This is a genomic window from Micromonospora sp. B9E7, from assembly GCF_039871815.1.
Classification (GTDB): domain Bacteria; phylum Actinomycetota; class Actinomycetes; order Mycobacteriales; family Micromonosporaceae; genus Micromonospora.
The window spans coordinates 48,228-69,858 of record NZ_JBDPLX010000008.1; the positions used below are offsets into that span (position 1 = coordinate 48,228).

The 21,631-nt window shown below is 71.8% G+C and carries 17 protein-coding genes; 7 read left to right on the forward strand and 10 right to left on the reverse strand.

Annotated features, from left to right (window positions below; translation table 11 throughout):
• The first annotated feature begins 16 nt into the window (after positions 1-16).
• Positions 17-1,603: a DUF6194 family protein gene (locus tag ABGB10_RS15300; RefSeq protein ID WP_347661508.1), complete on the forward strand. Its 1,587-nt coding sequence runs from the start codon at positions 17-19 to the stop codon at positions 1,601-1,603.
• Positions 1,604-1,632: 29 nt separating this feature from the next.
• On the opposite strand, the gene ABGB10_RS15305 is transcribed toward ABGB10_RS15300, so the two are convergent.
• Positions 1,633-2,169, reverse strand: a complete 537-nt coding sequence (locus ABGB10_RS15305) for an HNH endonuclease (RefSeq protein ID WP_347661509.1) — start codon at positions 2,167-2,169, stop codon at positions 1,633-1,635.
• Positions 2,170-2,484: 315 nt separating this feature from the next.
• Between ABGB10_RS15305 and ABGB10_RS15310 the strand changes: the two genes are divergently transcribed.
• From ABGB10_RS15310 to ABGB10_RS15320, 3 genes are all read left to right on the forward strand, one after another.
• Positions 2,485-3,495 carry a mechanosensitive ion channel family protein gene (locus ABGB10_RS15310; protein WP_347661706.1) on the forward strand — a complete coding sequence of 337 codons (1,011 nt, stop codon included), beginning with the start codon at positions 2,485-2,487 and terminating at the stop codon, positions 3,493-3,495.
• Between the two features lie 235 nt (positions 3,496-3,730).
• On the forward strand, positions 3,731-5,110 hold the full coding sequence (locus ABGB10_RS15315) for an MFS transporter (protein ID WP_347661510.1): 1,380 nt from the start codon (positions 3,731-3,733) through the stop codon (positions 5,108-5,110).
• 132 nt (positions 5,111-5,242) lie between these two features.
• A complete protein-coding gene (locus ABGB10_RS15320; protein ID WP_347661511.1) occupies positions 5,243-5,671 on the forward strand; it encodes a globin in 429 nt (142 codons plus the stop codon).
• Between the two features lie 22 nt (positions 5,672-5,693).
• On the opposite strand, the gene ABGB10_RS15325 is transcribed toward ABGB10_RS15320, so the two are convergent.
• From ABGB10_RS15325 to ettA, 4 genes are all read right to left on the reverse strand, one after another.
• Entirely contained in the window at positions 5,694-6,278 is a 585-nt protein-coding gene (locus ABGB10_RS15325; protein WP_347661512.1) for a YbjN domain-containing protein, read from the reverse strand.
• Between the two features lie 131 nt (positions 6,279-6,409).
• Positions 6,410-7,141, reverse strand: a complete 732-nt coding sequence (locus ABGB10_RS15330) for a hypothetical protein (RefSeq protein ID WP_347661513.1) — start codon at positions 7,139-7,141, stop codon at positions 6,410-6,412.
• A complete protein-coding gene (locus ABGB10_RS15335) occupies positions 7,138-7,587 on the reverse strand; it encodes a thioesterase family protein (protein WP_347661514.1) in 450 nt (149 codons plus the stop codon). The genes ABGB10_RS15330 and ABGB10_RS15335 overlap by 4 nt, the downstream gene beginning before the upstream one ends.
• 12 nt (positions 7,588-7,599) lie before the next feature.
• Positions 7,600-9,276, reverse strand: coding sequence for an energy-dependent translational throttle protein EttA (gene ettA / locus ABGB10_RS15340; RefSeq protein WP_347661515.1), 1,677 nt, complete (start codon positions 9,274-9,276; stop codon positions 7,600-7,602).
• A 308-nt stretch (positions 9,277-9,584) separates the two neighbouring features.
• On the opposite strand from ettA, the gene ABGB10_RS15345 reads away from it, so the two are divergent.
• Both ABGB10_RS15345 and otsB read left to right on the forward strand, forming a co-directional pair.
• Complete coding sequence (locus ABGB10_RS15345; RefSeq protein ID WP_278141292.1) at positions 9,585-10,985, forward strand: trehalose-6-phosphate synthase; 1,401 nt, start codon at positions 9,585-9,587, stop codon at positions 10,983-10,985.
• A 41-nt stretch (positions 10,986-11,026) separates the two neighbouring features.
• On the forward strand, positions 11,027-13,588 hold the full coding sequence (otsB, locus tag ABGB10_RS15350; protein ID WP_347661707.1) for a trehalose-phosphatase: 2,562 nt from the start codon (positions 11,027-11,029) through the stop codon (positions 13,586-13,588).
• Between the two features lie 204 nt (positions 13,589-13,792).
• Here otsB and cobA read toward each other — a convergent pair whose 3' ends face one another.
• The 3 genes from cobA to cobC are packed head-to-tail and all read right to left on the reverse strand — an operon-like array spanning position 13,793 to position 17,338.
• Positions 13,793-15,097, reverse strand: a complete 1,305-nt coding sequence (cobA, locus tag ABGB10_RS15355; protein WP_347661516.1) for a uroporphyrinogen-III C-methyltransferase — start codon at positions 15,095-15,097, stop codon at positions 13,793-13,795.
• Positions 15,098-15,137: 40 nt separating this feature from the next.
• On the reverse strand, positions 15,138-16,271 hold the full coding sequence (locus ABGB10_RS15360) for a nicotinate-nucleotide--dimethylbenzimidazole phosphoribosyltransferase (protein ID WP_347661517.1): 1,134 nt from the start codon (positions 16,269-16,271) through the stop codon (positions 15,138-15,140).
• Positions 16,271-17,338: an Rv2231c family pyridoxal phosphate-dependent protein CobC gene (gene cobC / locus ABGB10_RS15365; protein ID WP_347661518.1), complete on the reverse strand. Its 1,068-nt coding sequence runs from the start codon at positions 17,336-17,338 to the stop codon at positions 16,271-16,273. Before cobC ends, ABGB10_RS15360 begins: the two co-directional genes overlap by 1 nt.
• 121 nt (positions 17,339-17,459) lie before the next feature.
• On the opposite strand from cobC, the gene ABGB10_RS15370 reads away from it, so the two are divergent.
• Positions 17,460-19,592, forward strand: coding sequence for a transglycosylase domain-containing protein (locus ABGB10_RS15370; RefSeq protein WP_347661519.1), 2,133 nt, complete (start codon positions 17,460-17,462; stop codon positions 19,590-19,592).
• Between the two features lie 51 nt (positions 19,593-19,643).
• Here the strand turns inward: ABGB10_RS15370 and ABGB10_RS15375 are convergent, their stop codons facing one another.
• Both ABGB10_RS15375 and ABGB10_RS15380 read right to left on the reverse strand, forming a co-directional pair.
• Positions 19,644-20,213 carry a GNAT family protein gene (locus ABGB10_RS15375; RefSeq protein ID WP_347661520.1) on the reverse strand — a complete coding sequence of 190 codons (570 nt, stop codon included), beginning with the start codon at positions 20,211-20,213 and terminating at the stop codon, positions 19,644-19,646.
• Complete coding sequence (locus ABGB10_RS15380) at positions 20,210-21,613, reverse strand: cobyrinate a,c-diamide synthase (RefSeq protein ID WP_347661521.1); 1,404 nt, start codon at positions 21,611-21,613, stop codon at positions 20,210-20,212. The genes ABGB10_RS15375 and ABGB10_RS15380 overlap by 4 nt, the downstream gene beginning before the upstream one ends.
• Between the last annotated feature and the right edge of the window lie 18 nt (positions 21,614-21,631).

Below are 21,631 nucleotides of genomic sequence, written 5' to 3' on the forward strand. Positions count from 1 at the left end.
CGATACGGTTGATGCAATGACCTCCCTTCTCGACCTGCTCGCCGGATCGCCGTCCCTGCTCGCGCTCGGCGAGCCGACGCACGGTGAGTCCGCCTTCCTCCAGGTCCGCAACGAGGCCTTCATGACGTTGGCCGAGCACGGCTACCGGTCCATCGCGCTGGAGAGCGACCGGGCCGCGGGACTGATCGCGGACGAGTTCGTGCAGGGCGCCGCCGTGACGCTCGACCTGGCGCTCACCGAGGGCTTCAGCCACGGGTTCGGCGCCGCCCCGGCCAACCGCGACCTGCTCCTCCGGATGCGCGAGTGGAACGCCGGACGCCCGGCCGAAGAGCGCCTGCGGTTCCACGGCTTCGACGCCCCGCTGGAGATCGAGGGTGCCCCGAGTCCGCGGCGCTACCTCACCCGGGTCTGCCACTTCCTCGGCCTCGACCGGGAAGCGGAGATCGACGAGCTGGTCGGAGAGGACGCGCGGTGGAGCGACACTGCCGCCATCTGGGAGCCCGGCCGGTCAGTCGGGCGCTCGAGCGACGCCCAACGACTTCGGGTGATCGCCGACGACCTGCTTAGCGAGTTGTACCTGCAGGCACCCCGGCGACCCGAGGGCTGGCAGGCCGCATTCGTGCACGCCACGTCCGCCGTCGCACTGCTGCGTTACCACGCCGCGGCCGCCGCGCCACTGGCACCGGAGGAACGCTTCGCCGGCCTGGCCGGGGTCCGGGACGCGCTGATGGCCGAGAACCTGCTCGCGATCCGGGCGGCCGAGGCACACCGAGGGCCGACGCTGGTCTTCGCGCACAACACACACCTCCAGCGCCATCGCAGCACGATGACGATGGGCGGCACGGAGCTGTCGTGGGCCGGGGCCGGCGCGATCGTCGCATCGCTGCTGGGTGATCGGTACGCGGTGATCGTCGGCAGCCTCGGCGAGAGCCCGGCGCTCGGCATCGGGGCACCCGCCGCGTCGACCTACGAGGGCGGGCTCCAGCAGAGGGTGGGCCTTCCCGGCTGTGTCCGAGCCTCCGACATCGGTCCGGCCGAACGGCGGGAGCACGACTACCGCTACTTCCCGCTGGATCAGGCCGCCATCGAAAACGCCGACGCCGTGCTGCACATCCCGACCGGCGTCGACGCGACTGTGCTCGCCGCTCGGATCCTCGCGCTCCCCGGCGTGGAGCAGATGCTGGCGAGCGAGGAGAACGGGTCGCCCGAGGGTGCCTGGGGCGACCGGTTCTTCTTCGTCGGTCCGGACCGACGTCAGCCCTTCGCCACCATCGTCGAGCACGACGTGCCGGGCTTCGACGAGGCCTCCCAACTGGACCGGCCGGGGGTCTTCCGCCTCAACCTGGACCTGGGTCGAACTGAGTTCGAGCGACTGTTCGGCTTCCCGCCCAAGGCGTTCGAGGGCCACCGCGACGCATTCGACTTCGCCCGGCTGGACACCCTCCTGCCGCACCCGTGCTACGCCCTGTACGCCTTCGGCAGCGTCGTCATGCCCGGTCCGCAGATGCTGCCCGAGATCGACCGGCTACTGGCCATCGCGCACTCCCGTGCGACGGACCGGCACGAGCGCGCCGCACGGCGGGCAACAGACCAGCCGGAGTGAGCCGGGAGGCCGGGCAGTGCCGTTCGGGGTCAGGCGGCGGCTTCGGGCTCGCGCAGGTCCAGCCAGTCGGCCCAGCGGGGGTCGGGGACGCGGTGCCCGAGGACCCGCCAGGCGGTGCCCTTCGGCGCGGCTGGCAGCGCGTGCAACCGCCACCCCATCTCGGCCGGGGTCTTGTCACCCTTGGTGTGGTTGCAGCGGGCACACGCGGCGACCACGTTCTCCCAGGCGTGCCGGCCGCCCCGGCTACGCGGGAAGACGTGGTCGATCGTCTCGGCGGGGCCCCGGCAGTAGGCGCACCGCCACCCGTCCCGGGCGAAGATCGCCCGCCTGGACAGCCCGACGTGCGTCCTGTACGGCACCCGGACGAAGCGCGTCAACCGGACCACGGACGGCACCGGGAGCGCGTCGCGCGCGCTGTGCAGGATGCCGTCACCATCGGCGACGCAGACTGCCTTGGCGGAGAGGACAAGGATCGCGGCGCGGCGCACCGACACGACACACAGCGGCTCGTAGGTGGCGTTGAGGACCAACGCGCCGGAGCCCACCGTGGGTCGTATGTCAGGCATCGCGCTCACCCTCCCGGTTCAGCGGCTGCTGCGAACCGCCGCCGACCGGGGCAGGGCACGACGGCCCGCCCGGGCGACGCCGGGCCGATCACCGACGTCCGTTGCGCCAATAGTCCCTGATCGGACCCCGGATTGCACGTACTAATCCGGGGTCCCTCATGAAGCTCTTTACCGCACCTGTCACGATGGCCGGTTCGCCCCGTTCCGGCCATCCCCTCGGCGGCAGGTTCACCCGGCCGGTGGGTCGGCGACGGCCGCTCGGGCCCCTTGCGGTACGAAGACAGGGTGAGTGCCGCCAGCGTGACGCCCCTTGCCCTGTCCGACGCCGTTTCGGTGAGCTGTCAGGGCAGCACCTCCTGCGAGTTCCTGTACGAGCTGACCAGGTCGGCCTGGTTCGCCGAGGGCAGCTACTGGATCCTGCTCAAGCCGCTGCGGGTGCTGCTGATCCTGGCACTGGCGATGTTGGCCCGCTGGGCGGTGCACCGGACGATCAACCGGCTGGTCCGGACGACCACCGACGGTGCGGTACCGACGATGTTGCGTCCCCTGCGCGAACGGGTGCCGAGCGCTGCGGTCGACCCGGCCGAGTTCGTGCCCGAGCGGCGACGGCAGCGGGCCGAGGCGATCGGTTCCGTGCTGCGCAGCCTGACCACCGCGTTCGTCTTCGGCATCGCGCTGCTGATGATCCTGCGCGAGTTCAGCTTCGACCTGGCTCCGCTGCTGGCAAGCGCGGGGATCGCCGGCGTGGCGCTGGGCTTCGGTGCGCAGAGCCTGGTCAAGGACCTGATCGCTGGCCTCTTCATGCTGATCGAGGACCAGTACGGCGTGGGCGACAACGTCGACCTGGGTGAGGCGATGGGCGTGGTCGAGGCGGTCGGTTTGCGCGTCACCACCGTGCGCGACGGTCGCGGGGTGCTCTGGTACATCCGCAACGGCGAGATCATCCGGGTGGGCAACAAGAGCCAGGGCTGGGCCCTGGTGGTGGTGGATCTGCCAATCGGTTTCAACAGCACCGAGGAGGCCACCGCCGTCCTGCGGACCGCCGCGGCCTCGGTCGCGGTGGACCCGGAACTGTCGCCGGAGATCGTCGAGGCGCCGGAGGTGCTGGGTGTCGAGCAGGTGACGGTGGACGGGGCGGTCATCCGGACGGTGGTGAAGACGACCGCGGACGGGCAGTTCGCGGTGGGCCGGGAGCTGCGTCGGCGGCTCGCGGAGGCGCTGGAGAACTCGGGGATCACCGCGCAGATCGCTGCCGCCCGAATCTTTCCCGGGCTGCCGACCCGGCCGGTGTCGGACACCGAGACTGGTCAGGGCGGCGCCACCTGAACCAGGCAATACTGTCCGCCGATGCCGGGGTCGCGAGCCACCTGGCCCCTCAGGTATCGTCCGTTCGTTCAGTCGGGGAAGCGACGATCGATCCGTTCGCCCTAGCTAGTTGTCAGACGATCGGGCAGAATCCGGGGCATGCGTTCCCGTCGGAACGTGATCACATCCTCGCTGATCCGGCAGATCTGACGAGTGCTTCCGGCAGGGCTGCCACGAGCGGTCCAAACCGGGGCCGATGGAGGCGACGGTGCCCGACGAGCGACCTTCCGCGGAAGGCCCAGCCACATTCCGCGAGGTGTTCGCCCAGCGCGAGTTTCGAGCCGTCTTCGTTGCCGGTGCTCTCTCCTGGGTCGGCGACTACGTCGCGAAGGCCGCCGTCACCCTGCTGGTCTACCAGCAGACCCGGTCCGTCGCGCTCTCCGCCGCAGCCTTCGCGGTCAGCTTCCTGCCCTGGCTGCTCGGCGGTCCCGTGCTCGCCGCACTCGCGGAGCGGTACCCGTACCGACGGGTGATGGTGGCGTGTGACCTCATCCGGATGGCGTTGATGCTGCTCATCGCCATCCCGACCCTGCCGTACCAGGCGGTGTTGGTGCTGATCTTCGCCGCCACGCTGGCCAATCCACCGAGCCAGGCGGCGAAGTCCGCGCTGATGCCGCAGATGCTCGCCGGGGACCGGCTGGTGCTCGGGCTGTCACTGAACAGCAGCGTCGGCCAGGCCGCCCAGGTCATCGGGTACGTGTTCGGCGCCGCCGTCGCCTCGATCAACCCGGAGGTCGCGTTGCTGTTCAACGCGGCGACGTTCGGCCTCTCGGCGCTGCTGGTCCGTCTCGGCGTACGGCACCGGCCGGCGTCCATGGCCCCCGCGCACCGCAGCCACCTGCTGCGGGAGACCCGCCAGGGGTTCACCATCGTCTTCGGCACTCCGGTGTTGCGGTCGATCGCGGTGCTGGTGTTCAGCGCCATGCTCTTCTCGATCGTCCCCGAAGGTCTCGCCGCGGCCTGGGCCAACGAGGGTGCCAAGAGCGACGTCAACCGGGGTGCGGCCCAAGCGGTGATCATGGTGGCCAACCCGATCGGTTTCATCCTCGGCGGGTTGCTGGTGAGTCGGCTGTTCGCGCCGGCCCGCCGGATGAAGCTGATGCGGCCGCTCGCGGTGCTCGCCCCGCTCGTGCTGGTGCCGGCGCTGCTCGACCCGCCGCCGCTGGCGGTGGCACTGCTGGCCGCCCTGTGCGGGTTCGCGGTCGCCGGCATGCTGCCGATGGCCAACGGGCTGTTCGTCCAGGCTCTGCCCAACGGCTTCCGCGCCCGCGCCTTCGGTGTGATGGCCACCGGTGTCCAGGTCATCCAGGGCTTCGCGGTGCTGGTCACCGGGCTGCTCGCCGAGCGGATCCCCATCCCGATGGTGGTCGGGCTCTGGAGTGCGGCCGGAGTGGTGCTCATGGCGGTAGCCACACTGAACTGGCCGGACCGGCAGACGGTGGACGACGCGATCGCCGCAGCCTCGGCGGCCAACGCCGAACCGCCCGGCAGCACGGGCCACCCCGGCAACGGTGGCACGGCCGGCACTCCCGGGCCGCGTTCCGGCGACGGCCACCGCCGCCACGCGGTCACCTGATTCGTGGTGCCGACGCCGACACGAGCGGGCCGGGTCTCCAAACCCTGGGCATCCGGGTCCGTCGACCCGGCGTGATCCGACGCACGCCACGTGGGTCGGGCCGGGTCGGAGCACACCTGGCAGGATGGAACGGTGAACCCCGCAGGTGAATCCGACCGTCCTGGTGCGTCGACGACCCTCTTCGAAGCGGTCGGCGGCGAGCCCACCTTCCGCAAGCTGGTCGACGAGTTCTACGCCGGCGTCGCCACCGATCCCCTGCTGCGGCCGATGTACCCGGAGGAAGACCTGGGGCCGGCCGCGGATCGGATGACCCTGTTCCTGATGCAGTACTGGGGCGGCCCCAACACGTACTCCGCCCAGCGTGGCCACCCTCGGTTGCGGATGCGGCACGCGCCCTTCCGGATCGGCGCGGCCGAGCGGGACGCCTGGCTGCGGAACATGCGCCGCGCGGTGGACCGACTCGACCTGGAGCCGGAGATCGCCGCGACGCTCTGGGACTACCTGGAGCGGGCCGCGTACTTCATGGTCAACGTCGAGGACGACCCGGCGACCGGCGTCTGACCCGCCCGACGCGCGCGCGGCGTCAGAGCAACGCGCCCTCGTCGTGCAGCCAGTCCACGAAGCTGGTGGCCACCGCCGCGCCGCAGTCGAGCATCTCGACCAACAGCGCGTCGTGGGTGCCGGCACCGAGTGGCACCTGGAGCTCGGCGTAGATCGGCAGCTGCCCACGTTCGGTCGGGTCGCCGATGTACGCCTTGCAGAACCGGCGGGTGTGGTTCCACTCGTTGACCACCCGGTACGCCCGGTCGGCCCAGTCCGGCGGGACCGTGGCGTGTGGGCGTGCCCGCATGACCAGGATCTCGTCCTCCGGCCCTTCGAGGGTGACCAGCACGGCGTGCCGCTCCCACATGGCCAGCAGGTTTCCGTCGCCATCGGCCAGATAGCGCACGTCGAGCAGGTCGAGTGCGTCGCAGACCCGGCGCAGACTCACCGGCTCGACGGTGGCGGGCATCTCCGCCAGCGCGGGCCGGTCGTTGCCCGGGCAGTCGTCTCCCGGCTGGCGAGGGCTGGGCGGCCCGATTCGGACCGCACTCTCCATCGTGATCCCGCTTCGGGTTTCCGGATCGCCGCCGTCGGCGGGACCGGGGCGCCATGACCACCACGGCATCGCTCGCGCACCTCACTCCCCAGCGGATCCAGCCGCCTACGGTGCGTTGGATCCGAGGATGGACGGTACCCGGACAGCCGAGTTGAAGCACCCCCCCAACGACCGCCCCAGCCCAGAAGAATGAGCAGGGGTCATCCGTTCGGATGAGTACTCAGAGGTGTCACGGCAAGATCCGTGGCCTTCTGCGACCATGCGGCTCCGTATGGTCCCACCAGGCCGACCCAACGACCCGCCACCCGCACCTGAACGTCGGGCTCGCCAGGGCCGGGGGCCGGGCCGTCAGCAGCGCCGAGGAAGCCCATCCGGACCACCGCCTGCACCAACCGCTGCGGCACCTCCACCGGCGCGGCGGGCGCCCCGTCGGGGGTGACCAGCACCGCCACGTGGTCGAGCAGCGCGTCGCGCAGGGCACGCTGACCCACCGCGCGGCCGGCCACTCCCTGCTCGCTAGCCGTCCGCAGGGTGCCCGCCGCCGCCTGGGCGATCCGGCGCAGCTCGACGACGGGCAGCGCCTCCACCTGCCTGCTCCGCGCCGGCGGCAGCGGCCAACGCCACTGCGCGTCCCGGCGGGTGGGCAGGGCCACGCCACCACGCTCCAGCTCGGCCAGCAGCTCGGCGGCGGCCACCGTGACATCGTCGGCGGGCCCACCGGCCACCGTGCGGACCACCAGGACCTGCCAGGGCAGCCGAGCCCACAGGGCGACCCGGCCGGGGCCGCCGGTCGGCCGCAGCCGGACCGGTGCGAGCGGATCCAGCCGGACCAGCCGGGCCAGGAAGGCACCGGCGTCCGCCACCCCGGCGACCCCGTGTGTCGGGCTCGACGCCGCCGACCGCCCCGACCCGGCCGTACCCGGCTGTGTCACGGCACACCCCCGACCTGCGGGGCGTACGTCAGCAGGAACTCCCGCTCCTCCGGGGTGATCCGCCGGGGCACCTGGCGGGTCAGGTCGAACGGCACCAACACGGAGCGGGCGCGGCTGGCCAGCACCTCACCGTCGTACAGCTCGTAGGCGACGGTGAACCGGGAGGCCCGGATCTCCTCCACCCACAGCTCGATCCGGACGGTGGGCGCCGCCTCCGCGGTGGCCCGACCCAACGCGTAGTCGACCGGGCGCAGGTAGTCGACCTCGTGCCGACGGATCACCACCCCGTCGGCGAACGAGCCGACCCCCCAGGCCCGGCCGCCGGCGAACATCAACGCCACCCGCGCCTCCTCGTACAGGGTGAGGAAGCGCGAGTTGTTGACGTGGCCGTACGCGTCCAGGTCGGACCAGCGCAGCGTGCAGTGGTAGACGAACCGGTCAGACACCGTCTCGGCCGGTCAGTCGCGGGTCAGCTTGCGGTAGGTCACCCGGTGCGGCCGGGCGGCCTCCGCGCCGAGGCGGTCGATCTTGTTCTTCTCGTACGCCTCGAAGTTGCCCTCGAACCAGAACCACCTGGACGGGTCCTGGTCGTCGCCCTCCCAGGCCAGGATGTGCGTGGCGACACGGTCCAGGAACATCCGGTCGTGCGAGATGACCACGGCGCAGCCGGGGAACTCCAGCAGGGCGTTCTCCAGGCTGGACAGCGTCTCCACGTCCAGGTCGTTCGTCGGCTCGTCGAGCAGGATCACGTTGCCGCCGATCTTCAGGGTCAGCGCCAGGTTGAGCCGGTTGCGCTCACCACCGGAGAGCACCTTCGTCGGCTTCTGCTGGTCCGGTCCCTTGAAGCCGAACGCGGCGATGTACGCCCGCGACGGCATCTCGACCTTGCCCACCATCAGGTAGTCCAGCCCGTCGGAGACGACCTCCCAGACGGTCTTGTCGCCGTTGAGGCCCTCGCGGTTCTGGTCGACGTACGACAGGGAGACGGTGGGGCCGACCCGGACCTCGCCGCTGGTCGGCTCCTCCAGCCCGACGATGGTCTTGAACAGGGTGGTCTTGCCGACGCCGTTGGGGCCGATGATGCCGACGATGCCGTTGCGCGGCAGCGAGAACGACAGGTTGTCGATCAGCAGCCGGTCACCGAAGCCCTTGCTGAGGCCGTTCGCCTCGATCACCGTGCTGCCCAGGCGTGGGCCCGGCGGGATCTGGATCTCCTCGAAGTCGAGCTTGCGGGTCTTCTCCGCCTCGCTGGCCATCTCGTCGTACCGGTCCAGGCGAGCCTTGGACTTGGTCTGCCGGGCCTTGGCGTTGGAGCGGACCCACTCCAATTCCTCGGTGAGGCGCTTCTTCATCTTGGCGTCGCGGCGGCCCTCGACGGCCAGGCGGGCGGCCTTCTTCTCCAGGTAGGTGGAGTAGTTGCCCTCGTACGGGTAGGTGCGGCCCCGGTCCAGTTCGAGGATCCAGTTGGCCACGTTGTCGAGGAAGTACCGGTCGTGGGTGATCGCCATGACGGTGCCGGCGTACTTCGCCAGGTGCTGCTCCAACCAGGAGACGCTCTCCGCGTCCAGGTGGTTGGTGGGCTCGTCGAGCAGCAGCAGGTCGGGCGCCTCCAGCAGCAGCTTGCAGAGCGCGACCCGGCGGCGCTCACCACCGGAGAGCTGGGTCACGTCGGCGTCCGGCGGCGGGCAGCGCAGCGCGTCCATGGCCAGTTCGAGCTTGGAGTCGACGTCCCAGGCGTCGAGGTGGTCCAGCTCCTCCTGGAGCTTGCCCATCTCCTCCATCAGCTCGTCGGAGTAGTCGGTCGCCATCTGCTCGGCGATCTTGTTGAACCGCTCCAGCTTGGCCTTGGTCTCGGCGACCGCCTCCTCGACGTTGCCGAGCACGGTCTTGGCCTCGTTGAGCGGGGGCTCCTGGGCGAGCATGCCGACGGTGTAGCCGGGCATGAGCCGGGCCTCGCCGTTGCTCGGCTTGTCCAACCCTGCCATGATCTTGAGGAGGCTGGACTTGCCGGCGCCGTTCGGACCGAGCACACCGATCTTGGCCCCCGGCAGGAAGCTCAACGTCACGTTGTCGAGCACGACCTTGTCGCCGTGCGCCTTGCGCGCCTTTTCCAGGACGTAGATGTACTGGGCCACGGTGCGGGCTACCTCCGTCGGTTGCTGTCGCTGATCGGCGGCGCGGCGCGGGCTGCGAGGACCGCCCGCCGCCGCCGGCCCGGGAGCCGGCCGCGCGCACGCCATCGTCAATCCTGACAGGTACGGCGCGCTTCGCCCACATCACCCCGCCCCAGGAGTACGCCGGCGAGCCGCTGTCGACAAGATCACCCTCAGGATTTCGGCATCTGCGACGCGGGTAGGAGACTCCGGCACGGGGCACCAGACGCCGCAGCTACGCTCAGTACGCTCATCGCGGTGGACCCGTCAGTACCTGGAGGTGGCCGATCGTGACCGTCCGTAGCTCCTTTGTCGTAGTGGCGAACCGTCTGCCGGTCGACGAGGTGAGCACACCCGAGGGACGGCAGTGGCGGCGTAGCCCTGGTGGGCTGGTCACCGCCCTGCATCCCGTACTCGCCGAGCACCAGGGCACCTGGGTCGGCTGGGCCGGAGGCACCGGCCCGGCCCCCGAACCCTTCGACCTGGAGGGGATCCGGCTGCATCCGGTCCCGCTCAGCGCGGAGGAGTTGGAGCGCTACTACGAGGGCCAGTCCAACGCGACGATCTGGCCGCTCTACCACGACGCGGTGGAGACGCCGGCTTACAAGCGCCGGTGGCGGGAGGCGTACCGCCTGGTCAACGCCCGGTTCGCGGAGGCCGCAGCCGACGTGGCGGCCGAGGGCGCGACGGTCTGGGTGCAGGACTACCAGCTTCAGTTGGTGCCGGCGATGCTGCGTGAGCTCCGCCCGGACCTGCGGATCGGGTTCTTCCTGCACATCCCGTTCCCGCCGATCGAGCTGTTCATGCAGATGCCGTTCCGCACCGAGATCCTGCGCGGCCTGCTCGGTGCCGACCTGGTCGGCTTCCAGCAGCGGCTGGCCGCGCAGAACTTCGTCCGACTGGCCCGCCACCTGCTCGGGCTGCGCTACGAGGGGCAGATGATCCAGGTCGACGGTCGGCAGGTGAAGGCGGGCGCCTTCCCCATCTCGATCGACACCCAGGAGATGGAGCGGATGGCCGCCGACCCGGCCATCCAGGCCCGGGCCAAGCAGATCCGGGCCGAGCTCGGCGACCCGAAGACGATCATCCTGGGTGTGGATCGCCTGGATTACACCAAGGGCATCGAGTTGCGACTCAAGGCCTTCCGCGAGCTGCTGGCTGACGGAAAGTTGACAGTCCCCGACGCGGTCATGGTGCAGGTGGCCACACCGAGCCGCGAACGCGTCGAGCACTACCAGGCACTTCGCGTCAAGGTGGAGCGCGAGGTTGGTCGGATTAATGGCGAATTCGGCAGGGTCGGCGTGCCGGCGGTGCATTATCTGCATCAGTCGTACAGTCGCAGTGAACTGGCCGCCATGTACGTTGCTGCCGACGTCATGATGGTGACCCCGCTGCGAGACGGAATGAACCTGGTGGCGAAGGAATACGTAGCATCACGTGCCGACCAGGGTGGCGCGCTGGTGCTCAGTGAGTTCGCCGGTGCCGCCACCGAGCTTCGCCAGGCATTTTTGTGCAACCCGCACGACCCGGACGCGGTCAAAGACGCCCTGCTCCGGGCAGTGCACGTGGAGAAAACCGAGGCACGCCGCCGGATGCGGACAATGCAACGTCACCTGCGTACCCATGACGTGGGCCACTGGGCCAAGTCCTTCCTCTCCGAACTTGGGGTTCCGGAGGCGGAGGCCGAGTGAACACGTCCGTCAACGATGGGGCGGCGATCGCCACCGGGGTGATGGACCCCGAGCTGCGCGCCGCCATCGGCCGGATCGCCCGGGTCCCCCAACTCCTGGTCGCCTGCGACTACGACGGCACACTCGCGCCGATCGTGGAGGATCCGAGCACGGCCGTCCCGCTGCCCGAGGCGGTCGCCGCCGTCCGCGCGCTCGCCGCGCTGCCGCAGACCACCGTGGCGGTGGTCTCCGGCCGGGCGCTGCGCGACCTTGCCGCGCTCTCCCGGCTGCCCAGCGAGGTGCACCTCGTCGGCAGCCACGGCTCCGAGTTCGACATCGGCTTCGTCGAGCGGCTCTCCCCCGAGCTGGTCGCGGTGCGCACCCAGGTCCGCAACGCGCTACGCGACATCGCCGCCGAGCACCCGGGCATCCGGCTGGAACGCAAACCGGCGAGCGTCGCGATGCACACCCGGGGAATCGACCCGGAGGTGGCCGCCGCCGCCATCGAGGCGGTCCGCAACGGCCCGGCCACCTTCGACGGTGTCACGGTGACCCAGGGCAAGGAGGTCATCGAACTCTCCGTCGTGGCCACCCACAAGGGCACCGCCGTCGACCAGCTACGGACCCAGCTCGCCGCCAGCGCGGTGCTCTTCATCGGCGACGACATCACCGACGAGAACGCGTTCGGCCACCTGCACGGCCCCGACCTCGGCATCAAGATCGGCCCGGGGGACACCAAGGCCGGCTACCGGGTCGCCGACCCGCTGGAGGCCGCGCGCGCGTTGGCGCTGCTGCTGGAGACCCGACGGCACTGGCTGTTCGGCGAGCGGGCGGTGCCGATCGAACGGCACTCCATGCTGTCCAACGGTCGTACCGTCGCCCTGCTGACCCCCGAGGCGAAGGTGAGCTGGCTCTGCCACCCCAAGCCGGACTCGGCGGCGATCTTCGCCGACCTCGTCGGTGGCAGCCCGGCCGGTCACTTCAGCATCACCCCGGAACGCGGCGGCATCCCGCTGGGCCAGCGCTACCGCTCCGGCACGATGACCGTGGAGACCCGGTGGTCCGGGCTCACCGTCACCGACTGGTTGGACAAGCCGGCCCGGGAGACCACCCCGGACGGCCCGAACGTGGTGACCGGCGACTCGACCCTGGTCCGGGTGCTCACCGGCAGCGGCAAGGCCCGGGTCGAGTTCGCGCCCCGGCCCGAGTTCGGCCAGGTCGCCGTGCAGTTGCAGCCGCTCGGCGACGGCCTGTTGGTGCTCGGCTCCAACGAACCGGTCGCGCTCTACGCTCCCGGCCTGCAGTGGGAGGTCGGCAACGACGGTGGGTACGAGACCGCCAAGGCGGTCGTCGACCTCTCCGCCGCCGGCGGGCAGGTCGTGCTGGAGCTGCGCTTCGGCACGCACAGCCTGGAGCACCACCGGGTGCCGGTCCACGAGCGGCAGGCCGCCGCCGAACAGCCGTGGAAGGACTGGGTGGCCTCGCTCCGGCTGCCGTCCACCTCCCGCGACCTGGTCGCGCGCAGCGCCCTCACCCTGCGCGGGCTCTGCCACGAAGCCACCGGCTCGATCCTGGCCGCGGCGACCACCTCGCTCCCCGAGGAGCTTGGCGGCGTCCGCAACTGGGACTACCGCTACTGCTGGCTACGCGACGCCGCACTGACCGCCCGCTCGCTTGTCGACCTGGGCTCCATCGAGGAGGCCGAGGCGTTCCTGCGCTGGGTGGACGGCTGCATCGAGCGCACCGGTGGCCACCCCGAGCGGCTGCACCCGCTCTACACCATCGACGGGTACGAACTGGGTGCCGAGGCGGTCATCGACACGCTGCCCGGGTACGCCGGCTCCCGGCCGGTCCGGGTCGGCAACCTCGCCAACCACCAGCTCCAACTGGACGTCTTCGGCCCGATCGCCGACCTGATCGCGGCCGTCGCCGACGCTCGCGGCTCGGTGCGCGACGACGAGTGGCGGGTCCTGGAGAACATGGTCGAGGCGGTTCGTCGACGCTGGCACGAGCCCGACCACGGCATCTGGGAGGCCCGGCTGCCACCACGGCACCACGTCTTCTCCAAGGTGATGTGCTGGATGACCGTCGACCGCGCACTGCACGTGATGCGCGAGCACGGCGGTGAGGACCGGCCCGAGTGGAAGGACCTGCGCGACCGGATCGGCGCCAACGTGCTGGAGCACGGCTGGCACTCCGACGTCGAGGCGTACAGCGTCGCGTACGGGGACGAGGACATGGACGCCTCGTCGCTCTGGATCGGGCTCTCCGGCCTGCTCCCGGGTGACGACCCGCGCTTCCTGTCCACAGTCCTGCGGATCGAGGCGGACCTGCGCAGCGGCCCGGTCGTCTACCGCTACCACTGGGACGACGGACTGCCCGGCCGCGAGGGCGGTTTCCACATCTGCACGGCGTGGCTGATCGAGGCGTACCTACGCACCGGCCGCCGCACCGACGCCGAGGAACTGTTCGCGCAGATGGTGCTCACCGCCGGCCCGACCGGCCTGCTCCCCGAGCAGTACGACCCGCTCGCCGAGCGCGGTCTGGGCAACCACCCGCAGGCGTACAGCCACCTCGGGCTGATCCGCTGTGCCCTGCTGCTGGACAACATGCTCAAGCAGTAGTTCAACCGCGTGGTGCGACGGGCCGGAGCGCAAGCGCTCCGGCCCGTCGCGCTACGCGGGACGGGCAGTCCAGCCCTGGTCGATCATGAAGTTATGGTGCCCGATTTCAAGCTACAACGGCTGCTTTGTCACCCACCACAACTCCATGATCGACGGCGCAGAGGTCGGGGGCGGGGGGCCGGGTGGGGGCGGGGGCGCGGGGGGTCAGCCGTGCAGGGCGTCCACCACGTCGCCGACCACCACGACGGCGGGCGGGCGCAGGTCGGCGGCGAGCACGTCGGCGGCCACCTCGCCCAGCGTGGACCGCAGGACCCGCTGGGTGCCGGTCGTGGCCTCCTGGACGACGGCGGCCGGCGTCTGCGGCGACCGACCGTGGGCGATCAGGGTGGCCGCGATGGCGGCGAGATTCTTCAGCCCCATCAGGATCACCAGGGTGCCGCGCAGGCCGGCGAGGGCGTCCCAGCGCACCAGGGAGGCCGGTGAGTCGGGTGCCAGATGCCCGGAGACCACTGTGAACTCGTGCGCCACCCCCCGGTGGGTGACCGGGATGCCGGCTGCGGCCGGAGCCGCGATCGAACTGGTCACCCCCGGCACGACGGTCACCGGCACACCGGCCGCCGCGCAGGCCAGCAACTCCTCGCCGCCCCGCCCGAAGACGTACGGGTCGCCGCCCTTGAGCCGGACCACGAAGGCACCGGCCAGGGCGCGGTCGACCAGGATCTGGTTGATCTCCTCCTGAGCCCGGGACGGGCCGTAGGGGATCTTCGAGGCGTCCACCAGCTCGACGTCGGAGCGCAGCTCGTCCAGGAGCAGCCCCGGAACCAGGCGGTCGGCGACCACCACGTCGGCCTCGGTGAGCAGCCGCCAACCCCGCACGGTGATCAGCTCCGGGTCACCCGGCCCCGCCCCGACCAGCGCGACCCGCCCGGCCTGCCGCCCGCCGGCCACACCGACGACACCGGCCACACCGGCCAAACCGGCCGCACCGGCCAAACCGGCGGCACCAGCACCGGACGCACCCGTCGCAGCGTCGGGCCGGCTCTGCGTCGGTCCCAGACGGACGGCGAGCAGGTCGCGGATCGCGTCGCGAACGGTCATGGCCCGACGGGGATCGCCGCCGCCGAGCACCGCCACCGTGACCGGGCCGTGGCGGGTCACCGCCGGGGTCCAGGCCGTGGCAGCCGACCGGTCGTCGGCCCGGACGCAGAAGATCCGGCGCTCGGCGGCGAGGGCGCTCACCGAGGCCGCCGCGATCGGGTCGTCGATCGCGACCTGGACCAGCCAGGCGCCGTCCAGGTCCTCGGGCGCGAACCGGCGCGGCACCCAGTGCAGCCGACCCGCGTCGGCCTGCGCGCGCAGCGCCGGGGTCAGCTCCGGCGCCACCAGCAGGACGTCCGCACCGGCGTCCAGCAACGCCGGCACCCGCCGGGTGGCGACCGCGCCACCACCCACCACGACCACCCGCCGCCCGTCCAGCCGCAAACCGAGGGGGTACGGATTGGAGGTCACGCCGCACCACCGAGGCGGACGGCCCGTTCGCTGCGCGTGGTCACTTCTCGGCCACACCGGCGGAGTCGAAGGTGGCCACCTCGTGCAGCACCCGAACGGCACCGGTGACCACTGGCAACGCCAGCAGCGCGCCGGTGCCCTCACCGAGACGCAGCCCCAGGTCGACCAGCGGGTCGAGGCCCAGGTGCCGCAGCGCGGCGGTCGCGCCCGGTTCGGCCGAGCGGTGGCCGGCGACCATGGCGCCGACCGCGTCCGGGGCGAACGCGGCGGCGGCCAGCGCGGCGGACACCGCGATCACGCCGTCCAGCACCACCGGCGTACGACGGGCCGCAGCGCCCAGGATCAGCCCGGCCAGAGCGGCGTGCTCCAGGCCACCGACGGCGGCCAGCACACCGAGCGGGTCGGTCGGGTCGGGTGCGTGTCGGGCCAGCGCCGCGCGCACCACCGCCACCTTGTGCGCGTACGTCGGGTCGTCGACCCCGGTGCCCCGACCGGTGGCGTCGAGCGCGTCGACACCTGTGAACGCGGCGATCAGGGCGGCGGCCGGGGTGGTGTTGCCGATACCCATGTCACCGGTGAGCAGGATGCGGGCACCGGCGTCGATCAGTTCGTCGGCGATCCGGATGCCGGTCTGCACCGCCGCCAGCGCCTCGTCCCGGGTCAGCGCGGCGGTCACCGCGAGATCGCGGGTGCCCCGGCGGACGGACGCGACGACAAGCCGGGGCACGGCCGGGTCCAGCCCAGCCGGGTCGAGCGCGGCCGGGTCGAGTGCGGCCGGGTCCAGTACGGCCGGGTCGAGCGCGGCCGGGTCGGCGGGCAGCGGGGTGGCCACCCCGACGTCGATCACGGTGACCGACGCGCCGGCCTGCCGGGCGAACGCGTTGACCACCGCTCCGCCGGCCAGGAAGTTGCCGATCATCTGCGCGGTGACCTCCTGCGGCCACGGACTGACCCCCTGGGCGTGCACCCCGTGGTCACCGGCGAAGATCGCCACCGCGGCCGGCTCGGGCAGCGGCGGTGGGCAGGCCCCGGCCAGACCGGCGAGGCGTACCGAGAGGTCCTCCAGCGCGCCCAGCGAGCCCGCCGGCTTGGTCAGCCGGCCGTGCAGCTCACGGGCGGCGGCCATGGCCGTCTCGTCAGCCGGGCGGATCGCCGCGATCGTGGTCTCCAGCATCATGCCTCCATGGTCTCGTGCAGCACCTTGACGAAAGCGTCGGTGGTGTTTCGGTCGCGCACCGCCACCCGCAGCCAGTCCGGCCCGAGGCCGGGGAACGTGTCGCCTCGGCGCACCGCCCAGCCGCGCTCACGCAGGGCGGCTCGGATCGCGCTCGCGCCCGGCAGGTGCAGCAGGACGAACGCGCTGGCGGGGCGGCCGACGACGCGTACACCGGGCAGGTCTTCCAGGCGGGCGACCAGGTGGTCGCGGTCGGCGGCGAGCTCGGCGGCGATCGCGCGTTCGGCCTGGACCGCGACGGTGGTGGCGCAGGCCGAGGCGGCGGCCAACGCCGGCGTGGAGACGGCCCAGAGCGGCTGGACGGCGGCCAGCCGGGACAGCAGCTCCGGGGCGCCGAGCAGGTAGCCGATCCGGAGGCCGGCCAGGCCCCACGTCTTGGTGAGGCTGCGTAGGACGAGCAGCCCGGGCAGGTCGCCTCGCTCGGCCAGGGACTCCGGTTCGCCGGGGTGTCCGGGGGCGATGGTGGTGTCCGCGAACGCCTCGTCCACCACCAGCACCCGGCCGGGGCGGGCCAGCGCGGCGAGCGTCCGCGCCGGGTGCAGCACCGAGGTCGGGTTCGTCGGGTTGCCGATCATCACCAGATCGGCGTCGGCGGGCACCCGCGACGGATCGAGCCGGAAGTCGTCGGCGGGGTCCAGCAGAACGCGCTCGACCGGATGCCCGGCGGCCCGTAGTGCCGCCTCCGGCTCGGTGAACTGGGGGTGCACCACCACCGGCCGGCGCACGCCACGAAGTGCCTGCGCGATCAGCACGAAGCCCTCGGCGGCACCGGCGGTGAGCAGCACCTCGTTCGGGTGACGGCCGTGTCGGGCGGCGACCGCCGCCCGGGCCGGCGCCGGGTCCGGATAGTGGGCCAGGTCGGTCAGAGTGGCGGCGATCGGGTCGGCCAGCCACGCGGGAGGCCGCGCCTGGCGGACGTTGACGGCGAGGTCGATCAGGCCGTCGCCGACCTCGACGTCACCGTGGTGCGCCAGGTCGGGCTCGGAGGCGTCGATCGGCTCAGGCATGTCCGCGATCCTGCCGGGAAGGCGGCCGGTGGGACAGACGATCTCGGCGTAAGCCACGTCACCACTAGCCGGTTTATGAGTTCTTCTCAGGTACGAATCGGAAATGTCATAACTTGGCCATGTGAGTAACCGACCCCTTACTGCCGCTGGTCGACTCGTCCCTCTACTCCGCGCCGGGCTGATCGCCGGAATCGTGATCGCCGCCGCCGCGTACCCACTGGTCGCCCTCACCGGGCTCGGCGCAAAGGCCACCGCGCACGCCGTGGAGCAGAAGACCAGGCTCCTAACCACCGCCCTGCCCGCCGAGACCTCGTACGTCTACGCGCCGGACGGCAAGACCGTGCTGACCATGTTCTACGAGGAGTACCGGCAGTACACCAAGCTGTCGGACATGTCGCCGAACATTCTCCAGGCGATCGTCGCCGCCGAGGACAACCGCTTCTACCAGCACCACGGCGTCGACCCGAAGGGCGTGGCCCGGGCCTTCGTCGCGAACGCCCGGTCCAGCGGGGTCTCCCAGGGCGCCTCGACCCTGACCATGCAGTACGTCCGGATGGCCCTGCGCGACAGCGCGACCACTCCGAAGGAGGTCCAGGAGGCCACCCAGCAGACCAGCCTGCGCAAGGTCAAGGAAATGCGGATGGCGCTGGACCTGGAGAAGGAGTTGAGCAAGGACCAGATCCTGGAGCGCTACCTGAACTCGGCGTACTTCGGACACCGGGCGTACGGCATCTACGCGGCCAGCGAGATCTTCTTCTCCAAGACCCCGAAGAACCTCACCCCGGTCGAGGCCGCCACCCTCGCCGGCCTGGTCAAGTCCCCGTCCGAGTACGACCCGGCCGACTCCGACCAGAAGGAGGCCACCGGGCGACGCAACTACGTACTGGACCGGATGAGCCAACTCGGGTACCTCTCCCCCGACTCGGCCGCCGCCGCCAGGTCCGAGCCGATCCGGCTGAAGCTGACGACCCCGCCGCACGACTGTGCCGCCGTGTCGGAGAAGTACAACAGCTGGGGCTTCGCCTGCGACTACCTGAAGAACTGGTGGAGCGCGCAGCCCGCGTTCGGGGCGAACCGGCTGGAACGGATGGACAAGCTGCGCCGGGGTGGCTACCGGATCGTGCTCAGTCTCGACCCGAAGATCCAGGCGGCGGCGGAGAAGAACGTCGGCGCCAAGGAGGCCACCGGCAGCCCGTTCGCCAACGGGATCGTGGTCTCCGAGCCGGGCACCGGGCGGGTCAAGGCGATGGCGGTGAACCGGACGTACTCGCTGGACCTGGCCGAGAACCCACCCAGCTCCAACCCCGAGGCCGGTCCGAAGGTGAAGGCCAACTACCCGAACACCGTGGCCCCGCTGCTCGGCGGCGGCGACCTGGCGGGCTACCAGGCGGGGTCGACGTTCAAGATGTTCCCGATGCTCGCCGCGCTCGACGCGGGAATGCCGCTCTCCACCTCGTTCAACGCCCCGCACCGCTACCGTTCCGAGGTCTACGACGGCTGGGCGCCCTCCAACGCCAGCGGCGCGATGACCGGCCAACAGACCATGTGGTCCGGCTTCGGCAAATCGGTCAACACGTACTTCGTCTGGCTGGAGGAGAAGGTCGGCGCGGACCGGGCGGTCCGGTTGGCCGAGCAGCTCGGGCTGCGGTGGCGCACCGACGTCGACCGGGACCACGCGTCCCCGGAGAAGGCGAAGAAGTGGGGCGCGTTCACCCTGGGCGTCTCCGACGCCACACCGCTGGAGATGGCGAACGCCTACGCCGCCATCGCGGCCGACGGCCGCTACTGCGAGGCGATCCCCGTGCAGGCGATCATGAACCGGGACGGCACGCCGGCCACCTACGCCACCCCGGGCGGCATCCACCGTGAGGTGGCCAAACCACGCTGCCGGCAGGTGGTCAGCGCCGACGCGGCACGCGCGGCCACCGACGCGGCCCGCTGCCCGACCGGAGACACCCCGGCGCGCGGAAGCTGCGGCGGCTGGTCCACCGCCGACAGCGTGCGGGGCACGGTCGGCCGCCCGGTGGCCGGTAAGACCGGTACCACCGACAGCACCCGGTCCGCCTGGTTCGTCGGCTACACCCCGGAGTTGGCCGCGGCGAGTTTCATCTCCGACCCGGACAACCCGTTCAACGCGGTAGGTGACGGGCAGTCCCAGATCCCCATCGCGGCGGTCGCCGAGACCCTGCGCGACGGCCTGAAGGGCACACCGACCCGCCAGTTCACCCCACCATCCGACGCGATCGTCGGCTGACCCCGCGCGAGTCAGGTCAGGTCAGGGCGAGTCAGCGCAGGTCGGAGCGAGTCAGCGCAGGTCGGCGGCGACGAACGACCAGAGTTCGAGGTCGACCCGGCTGCCGCCGACCTGCCCGGCGTTACGCAGCAGGCCCTCGTAGCTGAACCCGGCCTTCTCGGCGACCCGACGCGAGGCCAGGTTGCCGGGCGCCACCCGCAGCTCGACCCGCTGGAATCCGTGCTCCAGGATCAGCGCGATGGCCACCGCGTCGACGGCCTCGGCGGCGAACCCGAAACCTCGCGCGTGCGGGGCCATCGCGTAGGAGACCTCGGTGAGACGGGCTCCCCAGTCGGTACGCCGCGTCCAGAGCGAGCCCACCATCTGGTCGTCCTCGCGGCGGAGCACCGCGTAGTGGTCACCTTCGCCACTGTCCCGCCGCTGCCGGGCCAGCTCGGTGCACCAGGCGTGCCCGTCGATGGGGCCGGAGTCGTCCGGCAGTGGCAGCCAGCGCCGGGTCAGCTTGTCGGCGAAGATCTCCCCGGCCGCCTCCGCGTCCGCGGCGGTGAGCCTCCGCACCTCCGTACGCGGGGTGGAGACGGTCAACGCCGGGAAGCGGCGTACCGCCACCTGACCGATCACACCGGCACCCCGCCGGGCTGCGCGGGCACCGCCTCGGTCGTCGGGTCGGTCGCCGCGGCGGCGACCAACCGGGCCGCCGTCGCCGGGTGGCCGGCCCAGTGCAGGGTGAGCTGTGAGGCGTGCACGTTTCGCCAGACGAACCCCTCCGGCGTGCCGCCGTCCCAACTCCACGCCGGGCGCTGACCGGCGCGAGGGGTCAGGACCGCCCGATGCGCCTTGTGGCCGACCAGCACCGTGCCCTGGGCGGCGACCACGCTGTCGGTCTGGGCGGTGGCCTCCCGGTAGCCGGCAACCAGACCCTCCCGGCTGACGCCGACCGCGTCCAGGACACCGCACATCGGCAACCCGTCCAGCTCCCGGGCCAGCCAGAGCAGCCCGGTGCCCTCGGCGATCACCGGACGCCCGGTCCGCGCCAACTCGGCCACCGCGATGCAGAGCCGCCGGTTGGCCGACAACTGCTCGGCGTACGCCTCGGGAAGCGCGCCGCCGACGACCAGCGCGCGGGTGCCGACCGGCAGTGCCTCGTCGCGCAGCGGATCGACGGTGACGATCTCGGCACCGGCGGCCCGCAGCAACTCGGCGGTCTCCGGGTGGCCGAAGGTGCCGCCCGGTCCACCGGCCAGTGCCACCAACGGGCGGTCCGCCGGGGTGGTGAACGCACCGAGGGCCTCCTCGGGAGACCAGGCCGGGGCGGGCAGCGGCGGAGCGGAGCGGGCCAGCCCGAGCAGACGTTCCAGGTCGACCGTGGCGGCGACGGCCTCGCCCAGCCGACGGACCGCACGGGCGGCGTCGGCGGACCCGTCGACCACCGGTGCCACACCGTGCCGACGCGAAGGCAACACCGCCGGCAGGTCCTGGCGGCGCAACGCCCCGTAGACGGGCACTCCCACGTCGTCCAACGCCTCGCGCAGCATCGCTTCGTGCCGCGACGACGCCACCCGGTTGAGGATCACCCCGCCAAGCCACAACTGCTCGTCGTACGAGCGGAAACCGTGCACCAGGGCCGCCACCGACTGACCCATCGCGGCCACGTCGACGACGAGCACCACCGGGCTGCGCAGCGCGGCGGCGGCAGCGGCGGTGGACTCCTGCTCGGGGCGACCGCCGACCGCGTCGTACAGCCCCATGCTGCCCTGGACCACGGCGAGCCCGGCACCGGCGGCGCCGTGCGCCACCAGCGGGGCGAGCCGGTCCATGCCGACCAGCCGGGGGTCGATCACCCGACCCGGGCGACCGGCGGCGAGGCCGAGGTAGGCGGCGTCGACAGGGTCCGGCCCGAGCTTGAACCCGGCGACGTCGACCCCCCGCTCGGCCAGGGCGGCGAGCAGCCCGATCGCCAGCGCGTTCTTACCGTGCCCGGAGGACGGCGCGCTGAGCACCAGGCGCGGCACGACGGTCATCATCGACTCCTCGCGAGC

Coding starts and splice junctions, on each gene's coding strand:
- ABGB10_RS15300 (WP_347661508.1), top strand. CDS start 17: ATGACCTCCCTTCTCGACCTGCTCGCCGGATCGCCGTCCCTGCTCGCG.
- ABGB10_RS15305 (WP_347661509.1), bottom strand. CDS start 2,169: ATGCCTGACATACGACCCACGGTGGGCTCCGGCGCGTTGGTCCTCAAC.
- ABGB10_RS15315 (WP_347661510.1), top strand. CDS start 3,731: ATGGAGGCGACGGTGCCCGACGAGCGACCTTCCGCGGAAGGCCCAGCC.
- ABGB10_RS15325 (WP_347661512.1), bottom strand. CDS start 6,278: ATGCCGTGGTGGTCATGGCGCCCCGGTCCCGCCGACGGCGGCGATCCG.
- otsB (WP_347661707.1), top strand. CDS start 11,027: ATGGACCCCGAGCTGCGCGCCGCCATCGGCCGGATCGCCCGGGTCCCC.
- ABGB10_RS15360 (WP_347661517.1), bottom strand. CDS start 16,271: ATGCTGGAGACCACGATCGCGGCGATCCGCCCGGCTGACGAGACGGCC.
- cobC (WP_347661518.1), bottom strand. CDS start 17,338: ATGCCTGAGCCGATCGACGCCTCCGAGCCCGACCTGGCGCACCACGGT.
- ABGB10_RS15380 (WP_347661521.1), bottom strand. CDS start 21,613: ATGACCGTCGTGCCGCGCCTGGTGCTCAGCGCGCCGTCCTCCGGGCAC.